Consider the following 21,219-nt stretch of genomic DNA (forward strand, 5'->3'; position numbering starts at 1 on the left):
CGGCGCGCGAGTGGCGGGGCAACTTGCCAACTCAGGCTGGCGCTTCATCACACAGGAATTTCGCCTCGAAAAGATCCACCGGCAAATCGCGGCTGAAGAGAAACCCCTGCATCTCATCGCAGCCGTGCTCGGTCAGCAGGCGCGCCTGCTCTTCGGTTTCCACACCTTCGGCGACCAGCTTCAATCGAAGCGATTTTGCCAGGGCGATAATCGTGGTCACCACGGCAATGCCCTGCGGCCCGGTAGTCATGTCGTTGACGAACGAACGGTCGATTTTCAGGATGTCCACGGGCAGTCGCGACAGATAATTGAGGGACGAAAAACCGGTGCCAAAATCGTCAATGGCGATTTTTACGCCCAGCCCTCTCACCGCCCGCAAGGTATCGATGGTCTGCATGACGCTGGACATCATCACGCTTTCGGTGATTTCCAGCTCCAGTCCGTCGGCGGCATTCAGTCCGCTGCCGACAAGCTGCGCGACCTCCTCGACGAAACTGCGCCTGCGCAGCTGGATGAACGAGACGTTGACCGAGATGGGCACGGCCCTGAGCCCACTGTCGCGCCAGCGCCGAAAGTCTTTCATCGCACGCTGGAGCGCCCAAGCGCCCACCTGATGGATCAACCCGGTTTCCTCGAGTACAGGAATGAACTCCGACGGCGCGACCAGACCGCGGCGCGGATGGTTCCATCGAATCAGCGCCTCCGCTCCGGTCAGCATGCGATGCGACAAATCGACTTTAGGCTGGTAGTGCAGCACGAACTCATTCCGCTCCAGCGCAAGACGGAGCTGGCTTTCGAGCATCAGGTGAGCCGATAACTTTTCGCTCATCTGCGGCCGATACCAGAGATAACGCTCGCCACGTATCTTGGCTTTCTTCAGTGCTACCTCGGCATGCCGCAGCAAAACGTTGGCATCTACCCCGTCGTCTGGAAATTTCGAGCAGCCGACCTTGGCCGCTAGGCGCAGTACGCTGTTATTGATCTGGAAGGAATGCCCGGTGAAATCGTCGAGGTTTTTCTCGATCAGTCGATCGAGATCGCCGGACTCCCTGATCACCGGCAACACCACTGCAAAAAGATCCGGACCTACCCGCGCCAACAGGTGAACGTCGCCAGCGCTGCGCGTCAGCCATTTGCCGACCTGCCGCAACAGCGCGTCACCGGCCGCTTGGCCAAGCATGTCATTGACGTTCTTGAACCTTTCTATGTCGATCAGCCACACCGCCAGTCGATGGCCGCTATCGATCGCGCTGCGCACATACTGGGCCACTCGTTCGAGAAAGAGAGCGCGGTTGGCCAGGCCGGTCAGGCTGTCGTAATAGGCCAGGTAATTGAGCTTTTGCGCCTTGCCGATGTGGTCGACCGCGAAGGCTATCTCGGCGCTAAGATCCCCGAGCAGCTTCATCTCCTCCTCATGGAAATAATCGGTTTCGTCGGCGTAAAAGGACAACATGCCGATCGCTGCGTCATCCACGATGATCGGAAACGTCGCTACCGATCCGATGCCATAACGGCGGTAGCGGTGTCCCGATGTAGTCGTCGTGTTCGACTGCAGATCGTTCGTGACAATCGGCCTCCTCTCGCGGATCGCTCGCGCAGCAGGCGTTTCTCCCAGCCACAGACCTTCAGCCTTGCGCAGGCGCATAGTGATCTCCTGCAGATGCTCCTCGCTCATGGCGGCCGACGCGACCGGTACGATGCGAGTGCCTTCGGCGTCGATCATGCCGATCCATGCCATCCGAAAGCCGCCCGCCTCCACCGCCACGCGGCATGCCTCCCGAAACAGCTCGTCTCGATCGAGCCCGCGCAGAATCAAGCCGCCAATGCCGCTGGACACCGCATACACGCGGTTCAGATGCCTGATCTTCAACTCCGCCGCGTGCTGATCGGTGATGTCTTCACCGATGCTCGCCGACCCGATCAGTTCACCCTCTTCGGAGCGCAACAGCGAATTGCTCCAGCGCATGCGCCTGCGCTCGCCGGACCGGGTGACGATCTGGTTCTCTCGCTGCCAGCTTTCCAGTTGTTTGGCCAGGTGCCGCGAGAAAGCGTTTTTATCGCCGTTGTACTGCCACGGAATGAAGCGCTCGAACCAGTTCTGACCGATGACCTGCCCGGCCTCCCAGCCGGTCAATCGCAGAAAATAGTCGTTGCAGAAGGTAATGGTTCCATGCACATCGAGCATGACCGAAGCCAGATGCACATCGCGCAAAAGATCGCTGAAACGGCGCTCGCTCTCGCGCAGCTTGCGCGTCGCCACTTTACGCGGCGTGATGTCGGTGGCGACAGCGGCGATACGGTAGGCCACGCCTTTTTCGTTGAGCAGGGGGTAGGCACGTAGATGGATCCAACGCACCTGATCGTCAGCGCGCACGATGCGAAATTCATGATCGAAGCCGGCGTGGCCGACGTCGCCCCAGCGCCGGGCGACGTCGGGGCGGTCTTCGGGATGCGCCGATCGGATCCAGGATTGCGGGTCGGCATAGAGGCTTTCGCGAGTTCTTCCCCAGACGCGCTCAAACGCCGGGCTGACATAGATCATCAGCGTGCCGCTGGCGTCGGAGAGAAAAAAAACATCGTCGATGGTCTCGGCCATCTGACGAAATCGCGACTCGCTGTCGAACAGATTCTGCTGGCTGACCCGCCGGCCGGTGATGTCGATATGCATCACCACGGCACCGAGCGGCCGATCCAAGACGAGCGGAGTGACGGTAAGCAGAAACCAGCGCTGCTCGCGCCCGCTCAGGCACGCATATTCGATGGAAAATAGTTTCTCCTTACCGCTGAGGACCGCCCGTATACCGGCGCCGATAGCGTGGCCCGCCGGCGCATCGGCGACGCTGGCCTCGTCGCAGATGCGCAGATAGTCCAAGCCCACGCCCCAGCCCGGGTTGTGCAGCATGCTGGCACCGGCGAAGCGTCGCCAGCCCTCGTTGACCGACACGATAAGGCCCTGCGCGTCGAGCAGGGCAATATGCGCAGGCAACGCATTGATGATGGCGGCCTGCTTCGCCGCCTCGTTTTTACGCAAGTGGGTCTGCGCATGGCGAAGCAGAAAGACGTGCCCATGCTCGTCGAGAACCGAATCGATCTCGTGGCTGGTCAGTTCGTCGAGACGGGTGTCGGTCTGGCACAGCACGCTCGCCAGTCGGACCAGCTCTTCCGCCGCATCGGCATCCACCGCGCCACGGACTGGCCGCTTTGTCATGAGGCATCCAGGCCGAGCGCTTCGAGCACGGCGCCGGTGTCGCTCAAGGTTCCTACGATGGCGATGACCGGCAACGGAAACAGCTTCAGCAGCGTCGGGGTCAGCGTGACCCGCGCTGAGCTGGCGTGATCAGGGTGGCGAAACACGTCGACGATTTCTATGTCGTGCCGATCAGGCAAGTAGTCGACGCACAATGCCGTCAAGTTGGCGATCGCCTGCGACGAATGAAACGCATCGCCGGCGACGAATAATTGAAACCTGAAAACATCAGAGGCGATCATGGCGTGCTCGCTCAAGCAATCCGCTCCCATGGCGTCATATCCGTGACACAGCTGACCACCACCGTCCTTGGTCTTGCGAAATCCTTATATCACCTTAATTGAATGGATGTCGGCGTTAAGGAAAAAATCGTCGGCATCGTAGCGAGCCGCTCGCGGCCTGCGCGAGGACCTGCAACTGAAGCCGGTCGTGCGTTTATTTTGAGCGGTGGATCGATGCCGCGACAGTTCTTCGCCATGGTGCCGCCCGGCACAGCGACGCTGGGCCGAGCAGCTGCGGAGTTTTACGCGGTGTGAACGGCGCACCGGCGTACCATCGCGCTTTCGCTGCCATCGCCCACGATGGCCTGTCATTTCCCTCGGAGATTCCATGAACGCTCATACCGCTTCCCAAGACGCGACTGTCGACGCGCTGTTTCAGCCGATTCGCGTCGGCAGCATCGAAGCACCCAACCGTATCGTCATGTCGCCACTGACCCGCAATCGCGCCGGCAAAGGCAATGTGCCGACCGAGCTCAATGCTACCTACTACGCGCAGCGCGCAAGTGCGGGCCTGATCATTGCCGAGGCCACGCAGATCTGTCCCGAGGGCCAGGGTTACATCGCCACACCGGGCATCCATTCGCCCGAGCAGATCGCAGGCTGGAAGCGGGTCACCGAGGCAGTGCACGCCAAGGGTGGCCGCATCGTGCTGCAGCTGTGGCATGTCGGACGCATCTCGCATACCTCATTGCAGCCCAATGGTGCCGCACCGGTAGCGCCTTCGGCCATCCAGGCCAAGGCGAAGACCTTCGTCGCCGACGGTTTTGTCGATGTATCGATGCCCCGCGCGCTGGAACTCAGCGAGATTCCGGCACTCGTCGAGACTTATCGCAAGGCAGCCGCCAATGCGATCGAAGCCGGCTTCGACGGAGTGGAAGTGCACTCGGCCAACGGTTACTTGATCGACCAGTTCCTGCGCGACAAGAGCAACAAACGCACCGACGCCTACGGTGGCAGCATCGAGAACCGCACGCGGCTGCTGTTCGAAGTGTGCGAAGCCGTGGCCAAGGAAGTCGGCGCCGACCGGACCGGCGTGCGCCTGTCGCCGCTGACCTCGTTTGGCGACGTGTCCGACAGCGATCCGCAGGCGCTCTTCAACCGTGCGGTCGAACGCATCGCCCCGCTGAATCTCGCCTACATCCACGTGATCGAGGGCGAAACCGGCGGCGATCGCGAACCGCAGCCGTTCGACTACGCCGCGATGCGCAAGCCGTACAAGGGCGTGTGGATCAGCAACAACGGCTACGACCGTGCAATGGCGATCGATGCCGTGGCCAGCGGCCGGGCCGATATGATCGCGTTCGGCGTCAAGTTCCTTGCCAACCCCGACCTGCCGCGGCGCCTGCGCGAAGATGCGCCGCTGAACAAGCCGGACCAGAGCACTTTTTACGGCGGCGATGCGCGCGGCTACACCGACTACCCCGCACTCGACTGATCGCGCCGGAAAATCGTTCGCTACAGCTCCCGAGGCAGAAGGCCGGTCCGTTTCGACCGGCCTTTCTTCATTGTGCCGCGACCGTCGCATTCGCGAGCCGGCATAATCGGAGCATCGCCGAACGAGTCCGAACGTGATCATCGATACCGTCGCCATCAACCAGCAAATGAACCACTTCGACGGTCACGACGCGGTATGGCTGTTCGGCTACGGCTCGCTGATCTACAAGGCCGATTTTCCCTATCTCGAACGACGGCCCGCCTCGATCCACCACTGGGTACGCCGATTCTGGCAGGGCTCGCACGATCACCGCGGCACGCCCGATTCGCCCGGTCGCGTGGTCACGCTGATACCCCAGCGTGACGCCCTCTGCGTCGGCATGGCTTACCTGATCACCCCCGACGCGCTCGAGCATTTGGACGTGCGCGAAAAAAACGGCTATCTGCGCTTCGTCACCACGCTGAGCCTGGACGATGGCCGCGAGCTCGAAGGGTTGGTGTATATCGCCACCGAAGAAAATGCCGCCTTCCTGGGCGCCGCGTCCGAACGCGATATCGCCGAACATATCGCCCGTTCCACCGGGCCCAGCGGCCCGAATCGGGACTACCTGCTGCAGCTGGCCGATGCCTTGCGGCAGATGGATGCCGAGGATCCGCACGTGTTCGATATCGAGCGTGAGCTGGTGCGGTTGATCGAGCAGGCGGGGAACTGATACGCCTGTCGGCCGTCAGCAGGCTCTCGCCCGCACGCGCAACGACTCCTGGCTGCCGTTTCTGGCGTAGGCCTTGGCCGCGGCACCGACACTTGCCGCTCGGCCCAACGGCCGTCGCCGTTCCACCGCTCGGGCTGACATTGGCCGTGCGTTTCAAGAAGAGATCAACACCGGAACTATCCTTGTCGTCGACGTCCACGTGGATCGACTGATCACCTGCGCGCGTTGGTGCGTACCGCCGCCGTTCGGATGCCCTTCGAAGCACCGACGACGATGACTTGAATCGTCAAAAAGGCGGCGCCTCCATGGCGCCGCCTTTTTCAGTCAAAACAGCAAAAGCAGCAGTGGCACCACGATGCCCGCTACGAGAATGCCTGTAACCAGCACCGGCTTGCGGCTGTAGCGATAGGCCATGTAAAGCCCGGTCAGCGTGGACAGACACAGGCTGACGGCAACCAGCGCGAAAAATAGTTTCATCGGCAGCAGGTTTTTCTTCGGCCGGCCGCTGTCGCGATCGGATGGCCCAACCGAGGGACCTGCCAGGCGGGTTTCCGGGACACCATTCGTCGATGACGCTGCGCTCGACGCAGCGACGGCAGACGCTGCAGCAGGTGCTGCGGTTTCCTGCGGACGCGGTTTGCGTACCGGCGCTACGGTCGTCTGCTTTTTGTGCAGCAGCGCCAACGTAGCCAGCCACGCCGGCGGCGTATAGCTACTGCCGCGCGTGGTTTCATGCAGGCTGAAAGTCTGCAATCCACCCGTGATGGCAAAAAACAGCAGCGCCGGCACCATGAATACGCCTAGATACAAATGAACCGTACGGGAGAGCTTGAGAAAACGATGATTCGTCGACATAAAACCTTTGCGAAAAAACCGGAGTGGCAACGATGCCATTATTTTCGGGCCGCTGCACCGACCCATCTTCGACAACGTCAGGCTTTGCCGACACCGCTTTTTGACGACGACCGCGACTCGACGATGACAGCGGCCTCCGATGGCCGCCTCCGATCGTTGCCGGTGGCGGGCAAACGCGCCGCCGGCAACGGATTCCGATCATTCGTGCGCCCATTTCAACCACTCGGGTCGAAAAGCCGGTAGATTCTGCCATCGGCCCGGCGATATGGGGATACGCCAAGCCGACCATCGGGGTGAACTATGGCGTTTTGGCGACTTGCGTTTCTTGCACTGTTTTTTGGGGGAATGTCCGGCGTGGCCTCAGCCCAGGCGATCGACTGCGCCAGCAACGCATTGAACCATTCCGAACGCGCCGTGTGCGCATCGGAGCCTTTGCGTGAACTCGCCGCCAGCATCGACAAGCGTTACCCGCGCGTCGCCGATGGTCTGGGCGTAAAGCAGAGTCAGCTGGAATGGACCCGCGTCCGCGACCGCTGCAATGGCAACCTGGCGTGCCTCACGACGGCCTATCGCGAACGCGACGCCTACCTTGCCAGGCTACCGGTCATCGCCAAACCCTCGGCCACCACAACCGCCTCCGCCGCACCGGTCAAACATCTTTTCCTCAGGCACGCACCGGCACAACTGCTGAGCCCATCCGCCACCATCGCAGCCGCGCCGCCGGAGGAAACGGCCAGCGCCGGCGAACGGCTGGAGCGTGCGGCAGGCCCGGCGTCGCCGATCGGCCCGACGCCGCACTGGAACACACTGTGGTTTCTGGGCGGCGTGCTGTTTGCGTCGATCCTGTTATGGCAGATGCTCACCAACGTCTGCGGCAAGTGCCCCAGCTGTCATCACTGGTTTGCTCGAGTCGAGATCGATCGGCGCCAGCTCACCAGCGAAACATCGGAGCCTGCCTCCCGCCGACTTGGTCGGCGCTCGCGCGCTAGCGCCGGTTTTCTGAGCCTGACCGAACCCGGTCGCGAACGCACGGCTACGGTACGCCACTACAACCAGTGCCGCATCTGCCTGCACGAGTGGGAAACCATCACGAAGGAAGAAGCGAAGTAGACCGCCGCGGCCAAAAGCTTCCTGCAAGAAGCGATCAGTACAGCGGCGTACCGGCTTTGTACGCCGACACAAAGGCCTGCCAGTCCAGATTCACCTGATCGGCATAGCTGAAGGCGAAGCTCGATATCTCGGTCTGCAGCCCGCTGCTGTCGGCTACGGCGCTGATCTGCGCATCGATGTCGTACGGCACGATCGCCGGGTTGTAATCCTTGTCCGCCAGCGCGTGAGCACTGGCCAGCGCCCGACCGATGTAGGTCATCGCGGTAGTGAACTTGGAACTGCTGGTGAGCTGGGTGTAATCGAAGTCTTCTTCGTACGGCGACTTCTCGTGGACGTAGTACGGCGCGCCGTCGATCGTGGTGTAACCGACCAGCACATCGGTATTGAGCAGCTGCGCCTTATTGGTCAGCGCCACACGTTCGCCTTCGTTGGAACCGTACACGGAAGCCGGCAGCTGACCGGGCGCAGCCAGCGCAACATCACTCGACGCTTCCTGCTTCATTTCCAGAATCACATCGTCCGACGTCGATGTCGACGGCCCCTCGATAAGCACGTAGTAACGCAGGCGCCCGAGGCTACCCGTGCCCGATCCGAGCTTCTGGTGAATATCTTTGATGGCGTAATAACCGGCCGCGTAGCGCTTGGAGGAAGAGATGGTCTGGATGTAGCTGCCAATAGCGTTGCTGATGGCGGTATAAGTCGCGCTGCTTACCGCCACGAGATCGGCGGCATTTTGAAAAGTGCGTACCCCGTTCTTGCTGGTCGTGTATTTGGACAGCAGATCCGAACGCGAGCCATCGTCGGCATCGGAGATGGTGTCTTTCACAACGCTGCTGGTGTTGCCGGTGGTGAGTTGGAAGGACGCCTCGCCGTTGCCTTTGGCGAAACTGTTGATCTGGGTCACGTAAGCCGCTACAAACGCATTGATACCGGTGGTGATCTGGCTGTCGGACAAGCCGTTCTCGCGACCGGCCAGCACCATGCTCACCGCCGCGCGGCGCAGATCCCACACGTACTGGCCAAGATAGCCTTCATCGAAATCATCAGTTGAAAACGCCGCCATGCCGCTGCTGTCGCGCTGTGCGCCGACGTTGGAAAGATGCGCGTCGCCACCGATCCAGGTGAATCCGGTAGCACTGGAGGTAAAGCTCGATGCCGGAAGCGTCGCGGTATCGCGATAGAAAATATCGGCGGTACCGCGATAAAAGGAGAACGCGCTGCTGCTCATCAGCTGCATCTTGGTCGCCAGATCGCCGCTGTCCGTGGCCGCGTACGGGTGGTTGTAGTTGTAGATGTCGTTGACGACAAAGCTGGGCCGCGACGTGGCGGCCTGTGCGCCCGTGCCCAGCAGCATGGCGACGGCGAGTGTACCGATCAGGCGTTTCAGTTTGATCATCATGCGTCACTGCCTCCGTCGTTGAAAAAATGATTGCAGCGGGATGATTGCAGCAGGTCTTGATGACACTCGGGCGACGGTGTGGAACCATCGGCTTCGTCTCCACTTTCGGCATAGCGGACCAAGGGCGGCATGAATCGCGAACTGCTTAGCGACGCGGAAATCATTGAGGCATGGCACGCCAATGCCGCGCCGTGGACGAAAGCGGTGCGCGATGGCGATATCGAGAGCCGTCGCCTGGTTACCGACCGCGCCGTTGTCGATGCCATCGTTTCGAACACGCCTCGCTCGGTGCTGGACGTTGGCTGCGGCGAGGGATGGCTGGCCCGCGCCTTGTCGGCCAGAGGCATTTCGGTGATCGGCGTTGACGTTGTGCCTGCGTTGATCGAGCAGGCACAAAAAGCTGGCGGTGGCGAGTTTCGCGTGGCGGCGTATGAAGAACTGTCGTCGAGGAAACTCCACGTTCTTGTCGATCTCGTCGTGTGCAATTTCTCGCTGATCGGCAACGAATCTGTCGATGACCTCTTCGTCGCGGTGAAATCGCTGCTGCATCCCGGCGGCACGCTGGTCGTGCAAACGCTGCACCCGCTGATCGCCTGCGGTAATCAACCCTATGTCGACGGCTGGCGGCCCGGCTCCTGGGCTGGCTTCAGCGGGGACTTCGTCAGACCGGCGCCGTGGTATTTCCGCACACTGGAAAGCTGGGTTCGGCTTTTTACGGCGAACGGATGGCATCTGGAAGAAATCCGCGAACCGATGCATCCCAACACCGGGAAGCCCGCGTCGATTCTGTTTATCGCGCACATGCTTTGACGCCGACCGGAGCGCGCCGGCGGTAACGTCGTTTCTTCAAAAATCGTTCAAGACTTCTGCCTCGGAACTGCAGCTCATGCCCAAACTGGATTTGTCCATCATCCCGATACGCAGCGGCTCGGACTATCCGGCGCCGTTTGCCGAACGAATCGCTGGCCGTACCCGCCAGGCGCTGGCGAGCGCCGGTGGCCTGACCGACTTTGGGGTCAACCTGACGAAGCTACCGCCGGGCGCGTGGTCCAGCCATCGCCACTGGCATAGCGAGGAAGACGAGTTCGTCTATGTGATATCCGGCGAACTGACCCTGGTCACCGATGCCGGTGAACAGCTGCTGCGAGCCGGCGACTGCGCAGCCTTTCCGAAAAATATTCCCAATGGCCACCATATGGTCAACCGCGGCAGCGAGATGGCGATATGCCTCGACATCGGCAGTCGCTCGGCCAGCGATGTCTGCATCTATCCGGATATCGATCTGCGTGCCGATCGGGACGACTACTCGCACAAGGACGGTCGGCCTTACCCTCGCGCCGATTGACCGCAGCTGGAGCCACATGCCTGCGTATTGCTTTAGATACACTTGCGATATATCTTAGATGCACTCTAACGATATATCGGAACCCTTTATGCGCATGCGCCATATTCTTTTCCATGCACTTCATTCCCGTCATCACCAGCACGACCACCTGCATCACGCCTTCGGCTTTGAACCGGGCCGCGACGAGGGGGATCGGCATCAGCGGCACGCCGGCCGCGGTTTCGGTGGCCGCGGCGGCGGCGACTTCTTTGCGGACTTCAGCGAAGCGCGCGGCGGCGGCCGGCGCGGTGGCGGCCGGATGTTCGGTCACGGCGATCTCAAGCTGCTGCTGCTGGCGCTGATCGAGCAGCAACCGCGCCACGGTTACGAGCTGATCCGCATTATCGAGGACATGTTCCACGGCCAGTATTCGCCCAGCCCCGGCGCGATTTATCCCACCCTGACCATGCTGGAAGAACTGGGCTACGCCGAGGTCACCAACGAACAGGGCGGCCGCAAGCTTTACGCCATCACCGCGGCGGGCCGCGTCTATCTCGACGAAAACCGCGAGGCGGTGGACGCCGTCACCGCGCGCACCGAACACAGCGCCCGCATGGCCGCCAAGATGGCCGCGCCGATGGCGGTACGCAAAGCCATGCATGCGCTGAAGCACGCCCTGCTGATGCGCGGCAGCGACTGGAGCAAGGCCGAGGCGCAGCGCATCGCCGAGATACTCGACCGCGCGGCCAGCGACATCGCCAGCGGGGAGCGCCGTGACTGAAACGCACGGCGACGCGCTCGCCATGGCGCAGCAGGTGCAGAGCTTCTTGCACGATCTGGCGAAGCTCGGCCTTACAGAAGCACGCGCTGAGCCGACGGCAACGGCGAACACCGTCACCGCTCGTCCATCGTCAGTCACCACCTTCGAGGTGCTGCGATCCCTCGCCGAACACGTCGGTTACCGTATCGCCTGATCGGCATCGATTCAGGGCCGCTCAACTCACACATCTTGCCATCGCCAACGCTTGGTCATCCAGACATGCGGGATGATCCAGAGCCCAGCCGGCACCCTTTCTTTTCAACAACGGGATTTTGCCGATGACTACTCATACCCATCAAATGCTGCGCCACCCGGTCAAATTTCGCACGCTGCAGGTACAGCGCGTCGAGCGACTGACGCCGCATATGCAGCGCGTAGTTTTCGTCAGCGATGAGCTCGACGGTTTCGTCAGCGCGTCGCCGGACGATCACGTGAAACTGTTTTTCCCGAACAGCGCCGGCGAGATCGTGACACCGGTGATGGGCGACAACGGGCCGGAATATCCGCCGGGTCGCGAATACTCGCCCATGCGCGATTACACCCCGCGTCGCCACGATGCGTCGCGCAACGAACTGGCGATCGACTTCGTACTGCACGGCGACGGCCCGGCCTCGCTGTGGGCGGCGCAAGCCGCGCCGGGTCAGCGCATCGGCGCCGGCGGCCCGCGTGGCTCGTTCCTGGTCGCCAGCGACTTCGACCACTACGTGCTGATCGGCGATGAAACCGCACTACCCGCCATCGGGCGCTGGCTGGGTGAAATGCCAGCCACCATGCGCGCCGATGTACTGGTGGAAATCCCCGACGCGCACGATCGCCAGCTGCTGCCATCGTCCGCCCAGGTCAACATCGTCTGGCTGGAGCGCAACGGTGAGCCGGCCGATCGCAGCGAATTGCTGGAACAGGCGTTGCGCCGGCTGCCCACGCCATCGGGCGACACCTTTTACTGGATCGCCACCGAATCGCGCCGCGCCCGCGCCATGCGAATCTGGCTCAGCGAGAAACGCCACGTGCCGAAGGAATGGGTAAAAGCCAAAGGCTACTGGAAGGCCGCTGCGGACGATGCCGATGACGATGGCTGATCCATGATGCGACAGCTCGATGTCGTCTCATCGTCACGGCCCGTCGTGCGATCACCGCGCCGATACATGGTGTCGTCGTAAGCTCGCCGGTCACTGCAACGCTTTCGTTGCGGCCACAGCGAGCGAAGCGCATGGATCTGAAAAGCGGCTATCCCTTCTGGGCGATCAAGAACGGCTTGATGCACGCCTTTCCGCAGTTGCAGGAGGACGTGCGCTGCGACGTGGCGGTGATTGGCGGCGGCATCAGCGGCGCATTGATCGCCGACGAACTGGCTGCCCACGGTCACGACGTGGTGGTCGTGGAAGAACGTGACGTCGGCTGGGGCAGCTCCGCTGCCAGCACCGCATTGCTGCAATATGAAATCGACACGCCGATGATCGATCTGGCCAAACGCTATGGCGAAGACGATGCCGCCCTCGCCTATCGCGCCTGCGCCGACGCGATCCATCAGCTGCAGTCGCTTGCGGGCGATATCCGCGACGTCGATTTCGCCCGCATGCACAGCGTCTACTATGCCAGCCGACGTCACCACGTGCCGGACGTCCGCGACGAAATGGCGCTGCGCAAGAAACACGGATTCGAGGTGAGCTGGCTGGAGCCCGAGGCGCTGATGGCGGATTACGGCATCCGCGCGCCGGGAGCGATTCTCAGCCAGCTGGCGGCGCGGATCGATCCGTATCGCATGGCCTATCGCCTGCTGGCGCGGCTGGAAAAACGCGGAACCGGCGTGTTCGACCGCACGCGCATCGAACGCCTGGAAACGCATGCCCGCGGCGTCACCCTGCACACGGCCCAGGGCGCGCAGATTCGTGCAGGTCACGTCGTTTTCGCCGCTGGCTACGCCAGCCAGCACTGGCTGGATCAGCACGTAGCCGACAACCGCAGCAGTTATGCCTTCATCACCGATCCGCTCGATGCCGATACGCTGGGTGCGCTGGGCGAAACGATGGTGTGGGAATCGGCGCGGCCATATCTCTATCTGCGCAGCACCGGCGATGGCCGGCTGCTGGTCGGCGGCGAGGACGACGCGGTCGATATTCCCTCGCGCCGCGACGCGCGCGTGCAAAAGAAAGCACAGCGACTGGTACAGAAAGTCGCACGCTCGATTCCCGGCCTCGAGCTGAAACCCGCCTTCGCCTGGGCCGGCACCTTTGCCGAAACCGAGGACGGCCTGCCGTTTTTCGGCGCGCATGCGCAGCACGGTCCGCGAGCACAGTTTGCCATGGCCTATGGCGGCAATGGCATCACTTACAGCATGCTGGGGGCGGGGCTGATCCGGGCCTTGATCGAGCGCCGCAAACATCCGCTGGCGGCGCTGTTCTCATTTGATCGTTTGGATCGCTGAGCGAGCGGCCGCCACACCCGATATTTTTTCTACGGACTCCTGAGGAATGCCATGAATGCGATTTATCTGTGGGTGAACGCTGCGATTTACGGCATCTTCGCGATTCTTTGTACGGTCAAGGCCAGCGCGACGTCGAAGTCGATCGGCTTTCTTTCGCTCAACAACGGCGGCATGGCCGAATATGTCACCGTCTACGGTGGCATGGAGCTGGGCCTCGGCATCATCTTCGCGTGGCTGGCATGGCGGCCGGAGTTGCATCGTACCGGCATCGTTCTCGCACTGGCGCTGTACGCACCGCTGGTGATCTTTCGCTGGATCAGCGTGGCCCGATACTGGCCCGTGCAGAGCTTGACCCTGGGTACCGGCGCGCTGGAGACCACGCTGCTGGTGCTCGCCATCGCGCTGTGGCTGGCACAGCGCCATGCGGTTTGATCGACGCCCGCACCTGGGCAATCGCGACTTTCTCGGCATACCCGCTGCGCGAACGGCGAAAGCCGACAACCGTGCGGAAATACTACTTCTGATGAAAACACGCATTTTTTGGCTCGGCGTTCGCCATTGGGCGCTGCTGTTCGCACTGGTCTTGCTGAGCGGGTGCTACCCCATCGGCAACGCTACCCGACCGATTCCTACCGCCTTCGTGCCCGCACCGCAAACTGCGCATCGGCTGGTGGTGTTTCTGCCCGGCCGCGGCGACGATCTGGACGGGCTGAAGAAAAGCGGTATCGCGCAGATCATCCAGCGCGAATGGCCCGATGCCGACGTCGAGCTTGCCGCCGTCACCATGGCGTACTACCTCGACGGTCACGCCACACTGCGACTGCATAACGAAGTGATGCTGCCCGCGCTCAAACATGGCTACGAACAAATCTGGCTGGCCGGCACCTCGCTGGGCGGCATGGGCACGCTGACCTACGACCGCGATTATCCGGGCGAGATCTACGGCATGATTCTGCTGGCGCCCTATCTGGGCGACAGCACCGTGCCGAAAGAGATCGCCGCCGCGGGCGGCCTGGAACCATGGAACCCCGGACCCGCCGAAACGCTGGGGCCGAACACCTGGCAGCGAGAGCTATGGCGCTATCTGAAAACCTGGTCGGTGGATCCGGCCAGGGGCCGCCATGTCTGGCTGGGCTATGGCGACCACGACCGCCTGCGCAAGGAGATCGAACTGATGTCCCCGACCCTGCGCAGCTCTCATGTGCTGATGGTCCCGGGCGGGCACAACTGGCAGACGTGGAAAGTGGCTGCGCCACAGTTGCTGCAGGATGCCTCGCGCGACGCCGAAACGCCTCCGACGCACGCGCACAACTAGGCTCAATGCGGTTTGTCCGGCGACGCCGACGCTCAGAAGTCGATCGACAGAATCTTGCCGCGCGGCGTGCCCTTGCGGCAGGCATCCGAGCAATAGATCACCTGATCCCAGTCGCGCGACCATTTTTTGCGCCATGCAAACTCCCGCCGACAGACCGGACAGATTTTGCGGGGCAGCTCGCTTTTCTTCATGCTCGGATGGCTATGCCAAGGAGTGAAATGACCAGCAAGGCGCGGCATCGATACCGCGCCTTGTTGGATAGACGTCTAGCCGTCCAGACTATTCGGCAACCGGCGACGGATTGCGCTCGCCGAACTGGGTTTGATGCCAATACGGATAGGCCTTGACCGGCTTGCTCGCGGCATCGAGCGTGGCAACCTGCTCGGCGGTGAGGTTCCAGCCGACGGCGCCAAGATTCTGCCTCAGCTGCGCCTCGTCGCGGGCACCGATCACCACGGTGGCCACAGTCGGACGCTGCAGTAGCCAGTTTAGTGCCACCTGGGCCACCGTCTTGCCCGTTTCCTTCGCCACGGCTTCTAGCGCATCCACCACCGTGTAGAGATATTCATCGTCGACCGGCGGGCCGGCCTCGCTGGTCTTGTGCAGGCGGCTATTCGCCGGCAGCGGCTCGCCGCGACGGATCTTGCCGGTAAGCCTGCCCCAGCCGAGCGGACTCCACACCACGGCGCCGACGCCCTGGTCCACGCCCAGCGGCATCAGCTCCCACTCGTAGTCGCGGCCGATCAGCGAGTAATAGGCCTGATGGGCGATATAACGCGGCAGGTTGTGGCGATCGGCCGCGGCAAGCGACTTCATCAGATGCCAGCCGGAGAAGTTGGAGCAGCCGATATAGCGAATCTTGCCCGCACGGATCAGATCGTCCAGCGCGGACAGCGTCTCTTCCACCGGCGTCATGGCGTCGAAGCCGTGCAGCTGGAACAGATCGATATGATCTGTCTGCAGCCGGCGCAGCGCGCCGTCCACCGCTTCGATCAGATGAAAGCGCGAGGAGCCGACGTCGTTGGGGCCGTCGCCGGAACGGAACGTGGCCTTGGTCGAAATCAGCGCCTCATGGCGGCGCCCCTTCAGTGCGGCGCCAAGCACTTCTTCCGACGCGCCGCCGGAGTAGATGTCGGCGCTGTCGAACAGCGTAATGCCCGCTTCGAGGCAGATGTCGATCAGCCGCTTGGCGTCTTCGACCTGGGTATTGCCCCAGGCCTGGAAAAATTCGCCCTTGCCGCCGAAGGTGCCGGTGCCGAAGCTGAGTGCCGGCACGCGAAAGCCGGAGCGGCCGAGTTGTCTGTAATCCATGGGGGTTCCTTTTTGCTGGGGGGACGGAAACGGAGAGATCCAAACTTGCTGGCGAAGGACAAGCAAACACGCCATCTCTAATCCGTCATATCACCATGCGTTCGCCCGCCGCGGGAAGCAAGGGCTACGGGCACGGATGACTTTTCTTTCATGTTGCGTTGCGTCATAGAAGCGTAAACTTCAACCACCTGCGCAACGCAGGGCCATCACTCCTCCGTGCGACATGCCAGACGCCTCCTACGCCCCCTCCGTTTCCCATGCGAGCGCCCAGCCGCGCCGTTTCAGCGTGATCGGTCCGATTCTCAGCACGGTGGCGTTCACCTTCTTCACCTATCTCACCATCGGCCTGTCGCTGGCGGTACTGCCCGGGTTCGTGCACAGCACGCTCGGTTTCGGCGCGGTGGTGGCCGGGCTATCGATCAGCATGCAGTACGTCGCCACCTTGATCAGCCGCGCCCGCGCCGGGCATATGGCCGACACCCTCGGTCCGAAACGCACGGTACTTACCGGGCTGGTGATGTGCGGCGTCAGCGGACTGCTGCTGATGCTCGGTGCGCTGGCGGTAGCGGTGCCGGCGCTGAGCCTTGGCCTGATTCTTATCGCGCGACTGGCCCTGGGCTGCGCCGAAAGCTGCGTGGGCACGGGCGCCATCGCCTGGGGCATGGGCCAGGTCGGGCACCAGCATACGGCGCGGGTGATTTCCTGGAACGGCGTGGCAACCTACGGCGCCATCGCCGCCGGTGCGCCGCTCGGCGTGCTGATCGCGCACAGTTTCGGCTTCGCCGCCATCGGTGCGGTGTCGCTGAGCATGATGGTGATCGCTTTTCCGCTGGCCCGACGCAAGCGGGCCACCGCGGTCGCCGCTGGCGAACGCGCGTCGATCCGCAGCGTAGCCGCACGTGTGTTGCCGCACGGCATCGGCCTGGCGCTGGGCTCGCTCGGCTTCGGCTGCATCGCGACCTTCATTACCCTGCTCTACCTCGCACACGGCTGGACCGGCGCCGCGCTGACGCTGAGCATCTTCGGCGTGATGTTTGTCGGCACGCGCTTCGTGTTCGGCACGATGATCGGCCGCGTCGGCGGCTACCGCGTGGCAATGGTGTCGTTCGCCGTCGAAGCCGTCGGCCTGGCGATGCTGTGGCTGGCCAGCGATATGGGCCTGGCCGCCGCCGGTGCCGCCGTGGCGGGGCTGGGGTTTTCGCTGGTATTCCCGGCCCTTGGCGTCGAGGCCGTCAACCGCGTGCCGGAAAACAGCCGCGGCGCGGCGATCGGCGTGTTCTCGGTCTTTCTCGATGTCGCCATGGTCGCCGTCGGACCGCTCGGTGGATGGATCGCGTCGGGCATGGGCTTCAGCCGCGTCTACGGTTTCGCCGCGCTGGCGGCCGTGGTCGCGGTGGCATTGACGCTGATGTTGAAAAAACGGTCGGAACGCCCCTGAGCGTTGCCAGCGGCTGAGCATTTCGTCCATGACACCGTGCCGGCCTGCCGATCGACAGCGCATCGACGGCACACATCGCGTACGTGTAGCCGTCTTCACTCCATAGGTCGGCGAAATACGCTATTAATACGCGCAGCAGACTTGATGGGGATGGTGCAACGCGTGGCCTCTGAGATTGAAGAGCGGCGCATGGCCGTCGCCGATTTGGACATTGGCATGTTCGTGTGCCGGCTGGACCGACCCTGGGAAGAAACCTCGTACCCGTTGCAGGGTGTGGAACTGTTGACCGAGGAGGATCTCGGCACCATCCGTGAGCTGTGCGAATACGTCTATATCGACGCGCACCGGCAGATATCGATGGAACGACCCACGACGCTCACCCGCACGCGGCTGGACGAATCGCGCTTCGACGGAACGATCAAATACGCGGACACGGCGCCGGTCGACGAGGAAGCACCCCGTGCGCGCGAAGCGTTCAACAACGCCACCGCGATGGTCGACCGCATTTTCGAGGACGTCACCAGCGGCCGCGAGTTGTCGGTGGAACACGTGGAAAACGCCGTGCGTCCGCTGGTCGCCAGCGTACTGCGCAGTGCGGACGCGTTTTTCTGGATCGAAGGTCTGAAAGGTCACGACAGCTATTCCTACAGCCATGCCATCGGCTGCAGCGCGCTGGCCGCGGCGTTCGGCCGCCACATGGGTTTTGCCGAAGACACCATCATCAGCCTGGCCGCCGGCGGCCTGCTGATGGATATCGGCAAGACCCAACTGCCGCAGTCCCTGCTGCAGGGCACCGGCAAGCTGACCTCGGCCCAATCGAAAAAGCTGCAGTCGCATGTGGCGCGCGGCATGAAAATCGTCGAGCAGTCGGGCATCACCGATCAGGATGTGCTCGACATCGTACGCACGCATCACGAGCGCATGGATGGCAGCGGCTACCCGGACGGCCTGACCGGCGACCTCACCCCGATCACCGGACGCATGCTTGCGATCATCGACGCGTACGATGCCATGATCAGCCCGCGCCCCTACCGCGCCGCCATCTCACGCCACCAGGCGCTGCGCCAGATCTACGCCGGGCGCGACACGCTGTTCCAGACCGAACTGGTCGAGCAGTTTCAGGTATGCCTCGGCGTGTATCCCACCGGCTCGCTGGTCGAGTTGAGCACTGGCGAGGTCGCGGTAGTCATGGCGCAGAATCAGGTCCGGCGCCTGCGGCCGAAGGTGGTCATCCTCACCGACGCGGACAAGCAGCCGGTAAACGATTTTCGCCAGCTCGACCTGATGAATCAGGATGAGCCTGTGAAATCATCCAAGGACAAGAAAAACGTCGCCCGCACCGTCACGCGCATGATCGACATCGTGCGCAGCCTTGCCTCCGGCGACTATGGCATCAACGCCGCCGAACTGTTTCTGCATTGACGAGGATTCCCGGGCGATGATGAATCGGGAAGCCCTCTTTGCCGCGATCCAGACGCAGGTGGAATGGGCCGCGGCCGAAGCCGGCAGCTTCGCCGTCATCATCCTACGGGTGCGTGGATTGCGCGACATCGCGCTACGCTTCGGCTATGCCCAAGGTGAGCTGGCGGAAGATCGGGCACGTGTTCTGATCGAGCAATCCATGCGGCCGATGGATCAGGTGTTTCGCGCCGGCGACGACAGCTTCGCGCTGGTACTGCCGCAGATGCGTCACCAAAACCATACACTGCTTGCCGCGACGCGGCTGATCCGTGCGTTCGAGCTGCCGATGAATGCCGGCACCACGCCCTGGCACGGCCACGCCCTGATGGGCATTGCGCTGTATCCACACGATGGGATCGACGCCGACGCGCTTTGCCGGCATGCAGAGATGGCGCTGGACGACGCGCTACGCCGCGGCGACCAGTACGCGTTCTACCAGCCGCAGGACAAGCAGGTGGAGATCGTCCACGAAGAACTGCGCGATGCGATCGACACCAATCGCCTGCGCGCGTATTTTCAGCCCGTATGGGATCTGCAGCGTCATCGCGTGGCCGGCGTCGAATCGCTGGCCCGCTGGACCAGCGAGCAGCACGGCGAGGTATCGCCGGCCAACTTCGTACCCTTCGCCGAGCAGAGCGATCTGATCTCGGCGCTGACCCGCTGGAGCATCAACGCCACCCTGCGCCACGCGGCGCCGCTGCGCGGCGCACACGAGCTGACCTTTGCGATCAATTTTTCGCCGCGCGTATTCTCCAAGCCCGGCATCGTCGAGCAGCTGATGGACGCGCTGGACATCTGGGGCGTGGCACCGACCAGCGTCATCGCCGAAGTGACGGAGACCGCGCTGGTCAACGATCTGGAACTGAGCCTGCGGGTGCTCGCTCGCCTGCGCGATCGCGGCGTCGGCATCGCCATCGACGACTTCGGCACCGGCTACGCCTCGATCGCCTATCTGCGTAAATTCCCCGCGACCGAGCTGAAGATCGACCAGTCGCTGATCGCCGACATGCGCGACGACATGCAGACGGCCAAGCTGGTTCGCGCCATCGTCAACATGTCCCATCACATGGACCTGACTGTCGTCGCCGAGGGTGTGGAAGATCAGGCCACGCAGAAGCTGCTGGCCGAGATGGGCTGCGACTACGCCCAGGGCTATCACCTGGGGCGACCCGAGCCGGCGGCCGATTTCGTGGCGCGCTTCAAGGCGCTGCCGATCCCGTCGGCAGCGGAACCGCCCGCGTCGGACGACGCATGAGCCGACGCGCGATTTGCAAGGTTGCCCCAACGCTCTGCGAGTATTCCCGTGGCCATCGCTGAGGCGCGCCGCTTCGGCTTCGCGCTCGAGCGCGCCAGCAAGCGCTACGGCGCGGTGGTCGCGCTCAATCACGTCGATATCGATTTTTCCGCGGGCAGCACCACCGCTCTGATCGGTAGCAGCGGCTCGGGCAAGTCGACCGTGCTGCGGTTGCTGCTGGGGCTGGACTATCCGGATGAGGGTACGGTTCGCGTCGACGGCCAGCCGCTCGGCCCCTCCAAGGTACTCGAACTGCGACGACGCGTCGGCTATGTGATCCAGGAGGGCGGACTGTTTCCACACCTCACCTTATCCGGCAATTTGGCGCTGCTGCCGCGCTATCTCGGCTGGCGTGCGCAACACGTGCAGCAGCGCGCCGAGGAACTCGCGGCGCTCACCCATCTGCCGCTCGATGTGCTCGATCGCTATCCCGCCGAACTCTCCGGCGGACAGCGCCAGCGCGTGGCGCTGATGCGCGCGCTGATGGTCGATCCCGACGCGCTACTGCTGGACGAACCGCTGGGCGCGCTCGACCCCATCGTGCGGCACGAGCTGCAGGACGAGCTCAAGCGCATTTTCGCGCAGATCGGCAAGACGGTGATCATCGTCACGCACGACCTGGCCGAAGCGGCCTGGTTCGCCGATCGGCTGGTGCTGATGCGCGACGGCGCCATCGTGCAGGACGGCACGCTGCAGGATCTGCTGGATCGCCCCGCCGAGCCTTTCGTGACCCGCTTTGTCGAAGCGCAGCGTCGCCTGCCCGAGGTGCGTTCGTGAGTCGCACGATGGGTC

Annotated in this window: 21 protein-coding genes; 15 read left to right on the forward strand and 6 right to left on the reverse strand. The window is 62.9% G+C overall.

The features are described from left to right. Nucleotides 1-31: 31 nt before the first annotated feature. Nucleotides 32-3,208: an EAL domain-containing protein gene (locus HDE76_RS06575; protein WP_184506159.1), complete on the reverse strand. Its 3,177-nt coding sequence runs from the start codon at nucleotides 3,206-3,208 to the stop codon at nucleotides 32-34. After that, complete coding sequence (locus HDE76_RS06580; protein WP_184506161.1) at nucleotides 3,205-3,489, reverse strand: circadian clock KaiB family protein; 285 nt, start codon at nucleotides 3,487-3,489, stop codon at nucleotides 3,205-3,207. The genes HDE76_RS06575 and HDE76_RS06580 overlap by 4 nt, the downstream gene beginning before the upstream one ends. A 367-nt stretch (nucleotides 3,490-3,856) precedes the next feature. On the opposite strand from HDE76_RS06580, the gene HDE76_RS06585 reads away from it, so the two are divergent. Continuing rightward, on the forward strand, nucleotides 3,857-4,963 hold the full coding sequence (locus tag HDE76_RS06585) for an alkene reductase (protein ID WP_184506164.1): 1,107 nt from the start codon (nucleotides 3,857-3,859) through the stop codon (nucleotides 4,961-4,963). Between the two features lie 133 nt (nucleotides 4,964-5,096). Further along, complete coding sequence (locus tag HDE76_RS06590) at nucleotides 5,097-5,675, forward strand: gamma-glutamylcyclotransferase (protein ID WP_179479930.1); 579 nt, start codon at nucleotides 5,097-5,099, stop codon at nucleotides 5,673-5,675. 324 nt (nucleotides 5,676-5,999) lie between these two features. On the opposite strand, the gene HDE76_RS06595 is transcribed toward HDE76_RS06590, so the two are convergent. Continuing rightward, a complete protein-coding gene (locus HDE76_RS06595; protein ID WP_184506166.1) occupies nucleotides 6,000-6,530 on the reverse strand; it encodes a PepSY domain-containing protein in 531 nt (176 codons plus the stop codon). Nucleotides 6,531-6,884: 354 nt separating this feature from the next. Here HDE76_RS06595 and HDE76_RS06600 point away from each other — a divergent pair, with 354 nt between their 5' ends. Further along, entirely contained in the window at nucleotides 6,885-7,640 is a 756-nt protein-coding gene (locus HDE76_RS06600; RefSeq protein WP_184506168.1) for a hypothetical protein, read from the forward strand. A gap of 34 nt (nucleotides 7,641-7,674) precedes the next feature. Here the strand turns inward: HDE76_RS06600 and HDE76_RS06605 are convergent, their stop codons facing one another. Beyond that, complete coding sequence (locus tag HDE76_RS06605) at nucleotides 7,675-9,039, reverse strand: DUF2252 family protein (protein ID WP_184506170.1); 1,365 nt, start codon at nucleotides 9,037-9,039, stop codon at nucleotides 7,675-7,677. A gap of 129 nt (nucleotides 9,040-9,168) precedes the next feature. On the opposite strand from HDE76_RS06605, the gene HDE76_RS06610 reads away from it, so the two are divergent. The 8 genes from HDE76_RS06610 (at nucleotide 9,169) to HDE76_RS06645 (ending at nucleotide 14,923) form a co-directional block, all read left to right on the forward strand. Continuing rightward, on the forward strand, nucleotides 9,169-9,849 hold the full coding sequence (locus tag HDE76_RS06610; RefSeq protein WP_184506173.1) for a class I SAM-dependent methyltransferase: 681 nt from the start codon (nucleotides 9,169-9,171) through the stop codon (nucleotides 9,847-9,849). Between the two features lie 76 nt (nucleotides 9,850-9,925). After that, nucleotides 9,926-10,384, forward strand: a complete 459-nt coding sequence (locus HDE76_RS06615; RefSeq protein WP_184506175.1) for a cupin domain-containing protein — start codon at nucleotides 9,926-9,928, stop codon at nucleotides 10,382-10,384. Between the two features lie 88 nt (nucleotides 10,385-10,472). After that, the gene (locus tag HDE76_RS06620) at nucleotides 10,473-11,144 is read left to right on the forward strand and encodes a PadR family transcriptional regulator (protein WP_184506177.1); all 672 of its coding nucleotides are present in this window, start codon (nucleotides 10,473-10,475) and stop codon (nucleotides 11,142-11,144) included. Further along, the gene (locus HDE76_RS06625) at nucleotides 11,137-11,337 is read left to right on the forward strand and encodes a hypothetical protein (protein ID WP_184506179.1); all 201 of its coding nucleotides are present in this window, start codon (nucleotides 11,137-11,139) and stop codon (nucleotides 11,335-11,337) included. The genes HDE76_RS06620 and HDE76_RS06625 overlap by 8 nt, the downstream gene beginning before the upstream one ends. Before the next feature lie 124 nt (nucleotides 11,338-11,461). Beyond that, a complete protein-coding gene (locus HDE76_RS06630) occupies nucleotides 11,462-12,262 on the forward strand; it encodes a siderophore-interacting protein (protein WP_184506181.1) in 801 nt (266 codons plus the stop codon). Between the two features lie 131 nt (nucleotides 12,263-12,393). Next, nucleotides 12,394-13,608, forward strand: a complete 1,215-nt coding sequence (locus HDE76_RS06635) for an FAD-binding oxidoreductase (protein ID WP_184506183.1) — start codon at nucleotides 12,394-12,396, stop codon at nucleotides 13,606-13,608. Between the two features lie 51 nt (nucleotides 13,609-13,659). Then, on the forward strand, nucleotides 13,660-14,040 hold the full coding sequence (locus tag HDE76_RS06640; RefSeq protein ID WP_184506185.1) for a DUF4345 domain-containing protein: 381 nt from the start codon (nucleotides 13,660-13,662) through the stop codon (nucleotides 14,038-14,040). Nucleotides 14,041-14,131: 91 nt separating this feature from the next. Next, on the forward strand, nucleotides 14,132-14,923 hold the full coding sequence (locus HDE76_RS06645; protein WP_184506187.1) for an alpha/beta hydrolase-fold protein: 792 nt from the start codon (nucleotides 14,132-14,134) through the stop codon (nucleotides 14,921-14,923). A gap of 32 nt (nucleotides 14,924-14,955) precedes the next feature. On the opposite strand, the gene HDE76_RS06650 is transcribed toward HDE76_RS06645, so the two are convergent. Both HDE76_RS06650 and HDE76_RS06655 read right to left on the reverse strand, forming a co-directional pair. Then, complete coding sequence (locus HDE76_RS06650) at nucleotides 14,956-15,162, reverse strand: DUF2256 domain-containing protein (RefSeq protein ID WP_221262319.1); 207 nt, start codon at nucleotides 15,160-15,162, stop codon at nucleotides 14,956-14,958. A 40-nt stretch (nucleotides 15,163-15,202) separates the two neighbouring features. Beyond that, complete coding sequence (locus HDE76_RS06655; RefSeq protein WP_184506189.1) at nucleotides 15,203-16,234, reverse strand: aldo/keto reductase; 1,032 nt, start codon at nucleotides 16,232-16,234, stop codon at nucleotides 15,203-15,205. A gap of 223 nt (nucleotides 16,235-16,457) precedes the next feature. On the opposite strand from HDE76_RS06655, the gene HDE76_RS06660 reads away from it, so the two are divergent. The 4 genes from HDE76_RS06660 to HDE76_RS06675 all read left to right on the forward strand — a co-directional run bounded on the left by HDE76_RS06660 (nucleotide 16,458) and on the right by HDE76_RS06675 (nucleotide 21,204). Next, the gene (locus HDE76_RS06660; RefSeq protein ID WP_184506191.1) at nucleotides 16,458-17,672 is read left to right on the forward strand and encodes an MFS transporter; all 1,215 of its coding nucleotides are present in this window, start codon (nucleotides 16,458-16,460) and stop codon (nucleotides 17,670-17,672) included. Between the two features lie 162 nt (nucleotides 17,673-17,834). After that, the gene (locus HDE76_RS06665; RefSeq protein WP_343205673.1) at nucleotides 17,835-19,094 is read left to right on the forward strand and encodes an HD-GYP domain-containing protein; all 1,260 of its coding nucleotides are present in this window, start codon (nucleotides 17,835-17,837) and stop codon (nucleotides 19,092-19,094) included. Between the two features lie 16 nt (nucleotides 19,095-19,110). After that, complete coding sequence (locus tag HDE76_RS06670) at nucleotides 19,111-20,388, forward strand: phosphodiesterase (RefSeq protein WP_184506193.1); 1,278 nt, start codon at nucleotides 19,111-19,113, stop codon at nucleotides 20,386-20,388. A 48-nt stretch (nucleotides 20,389-20,436) separates the two neighbouring features. Continuing rightward, complete coding sequence (locus HDE76_RS06675) at nucleotides 20,437-21,204, forward strand: ATP-binding cassette domain-containing protein (protein ID WP_184506195.1); 768 nt, start codon at nucleotides 20,437-20,439, stop codon at nucleotides 21,202-21,204. Nucleotides 21,205-21,219: the final 15 nt, after the last annotated feature.

It is taken from the genome of Rhodanobacter sp. ANJX3, assembly GCF_014200755.1.
Taxonomy (GTDB): domain Bacteria; phylum Pseudomonadota; class Gammaproteobacteria; order Xanthomonadales; family Rhodanobacteraceae; genus Rhodanobacter.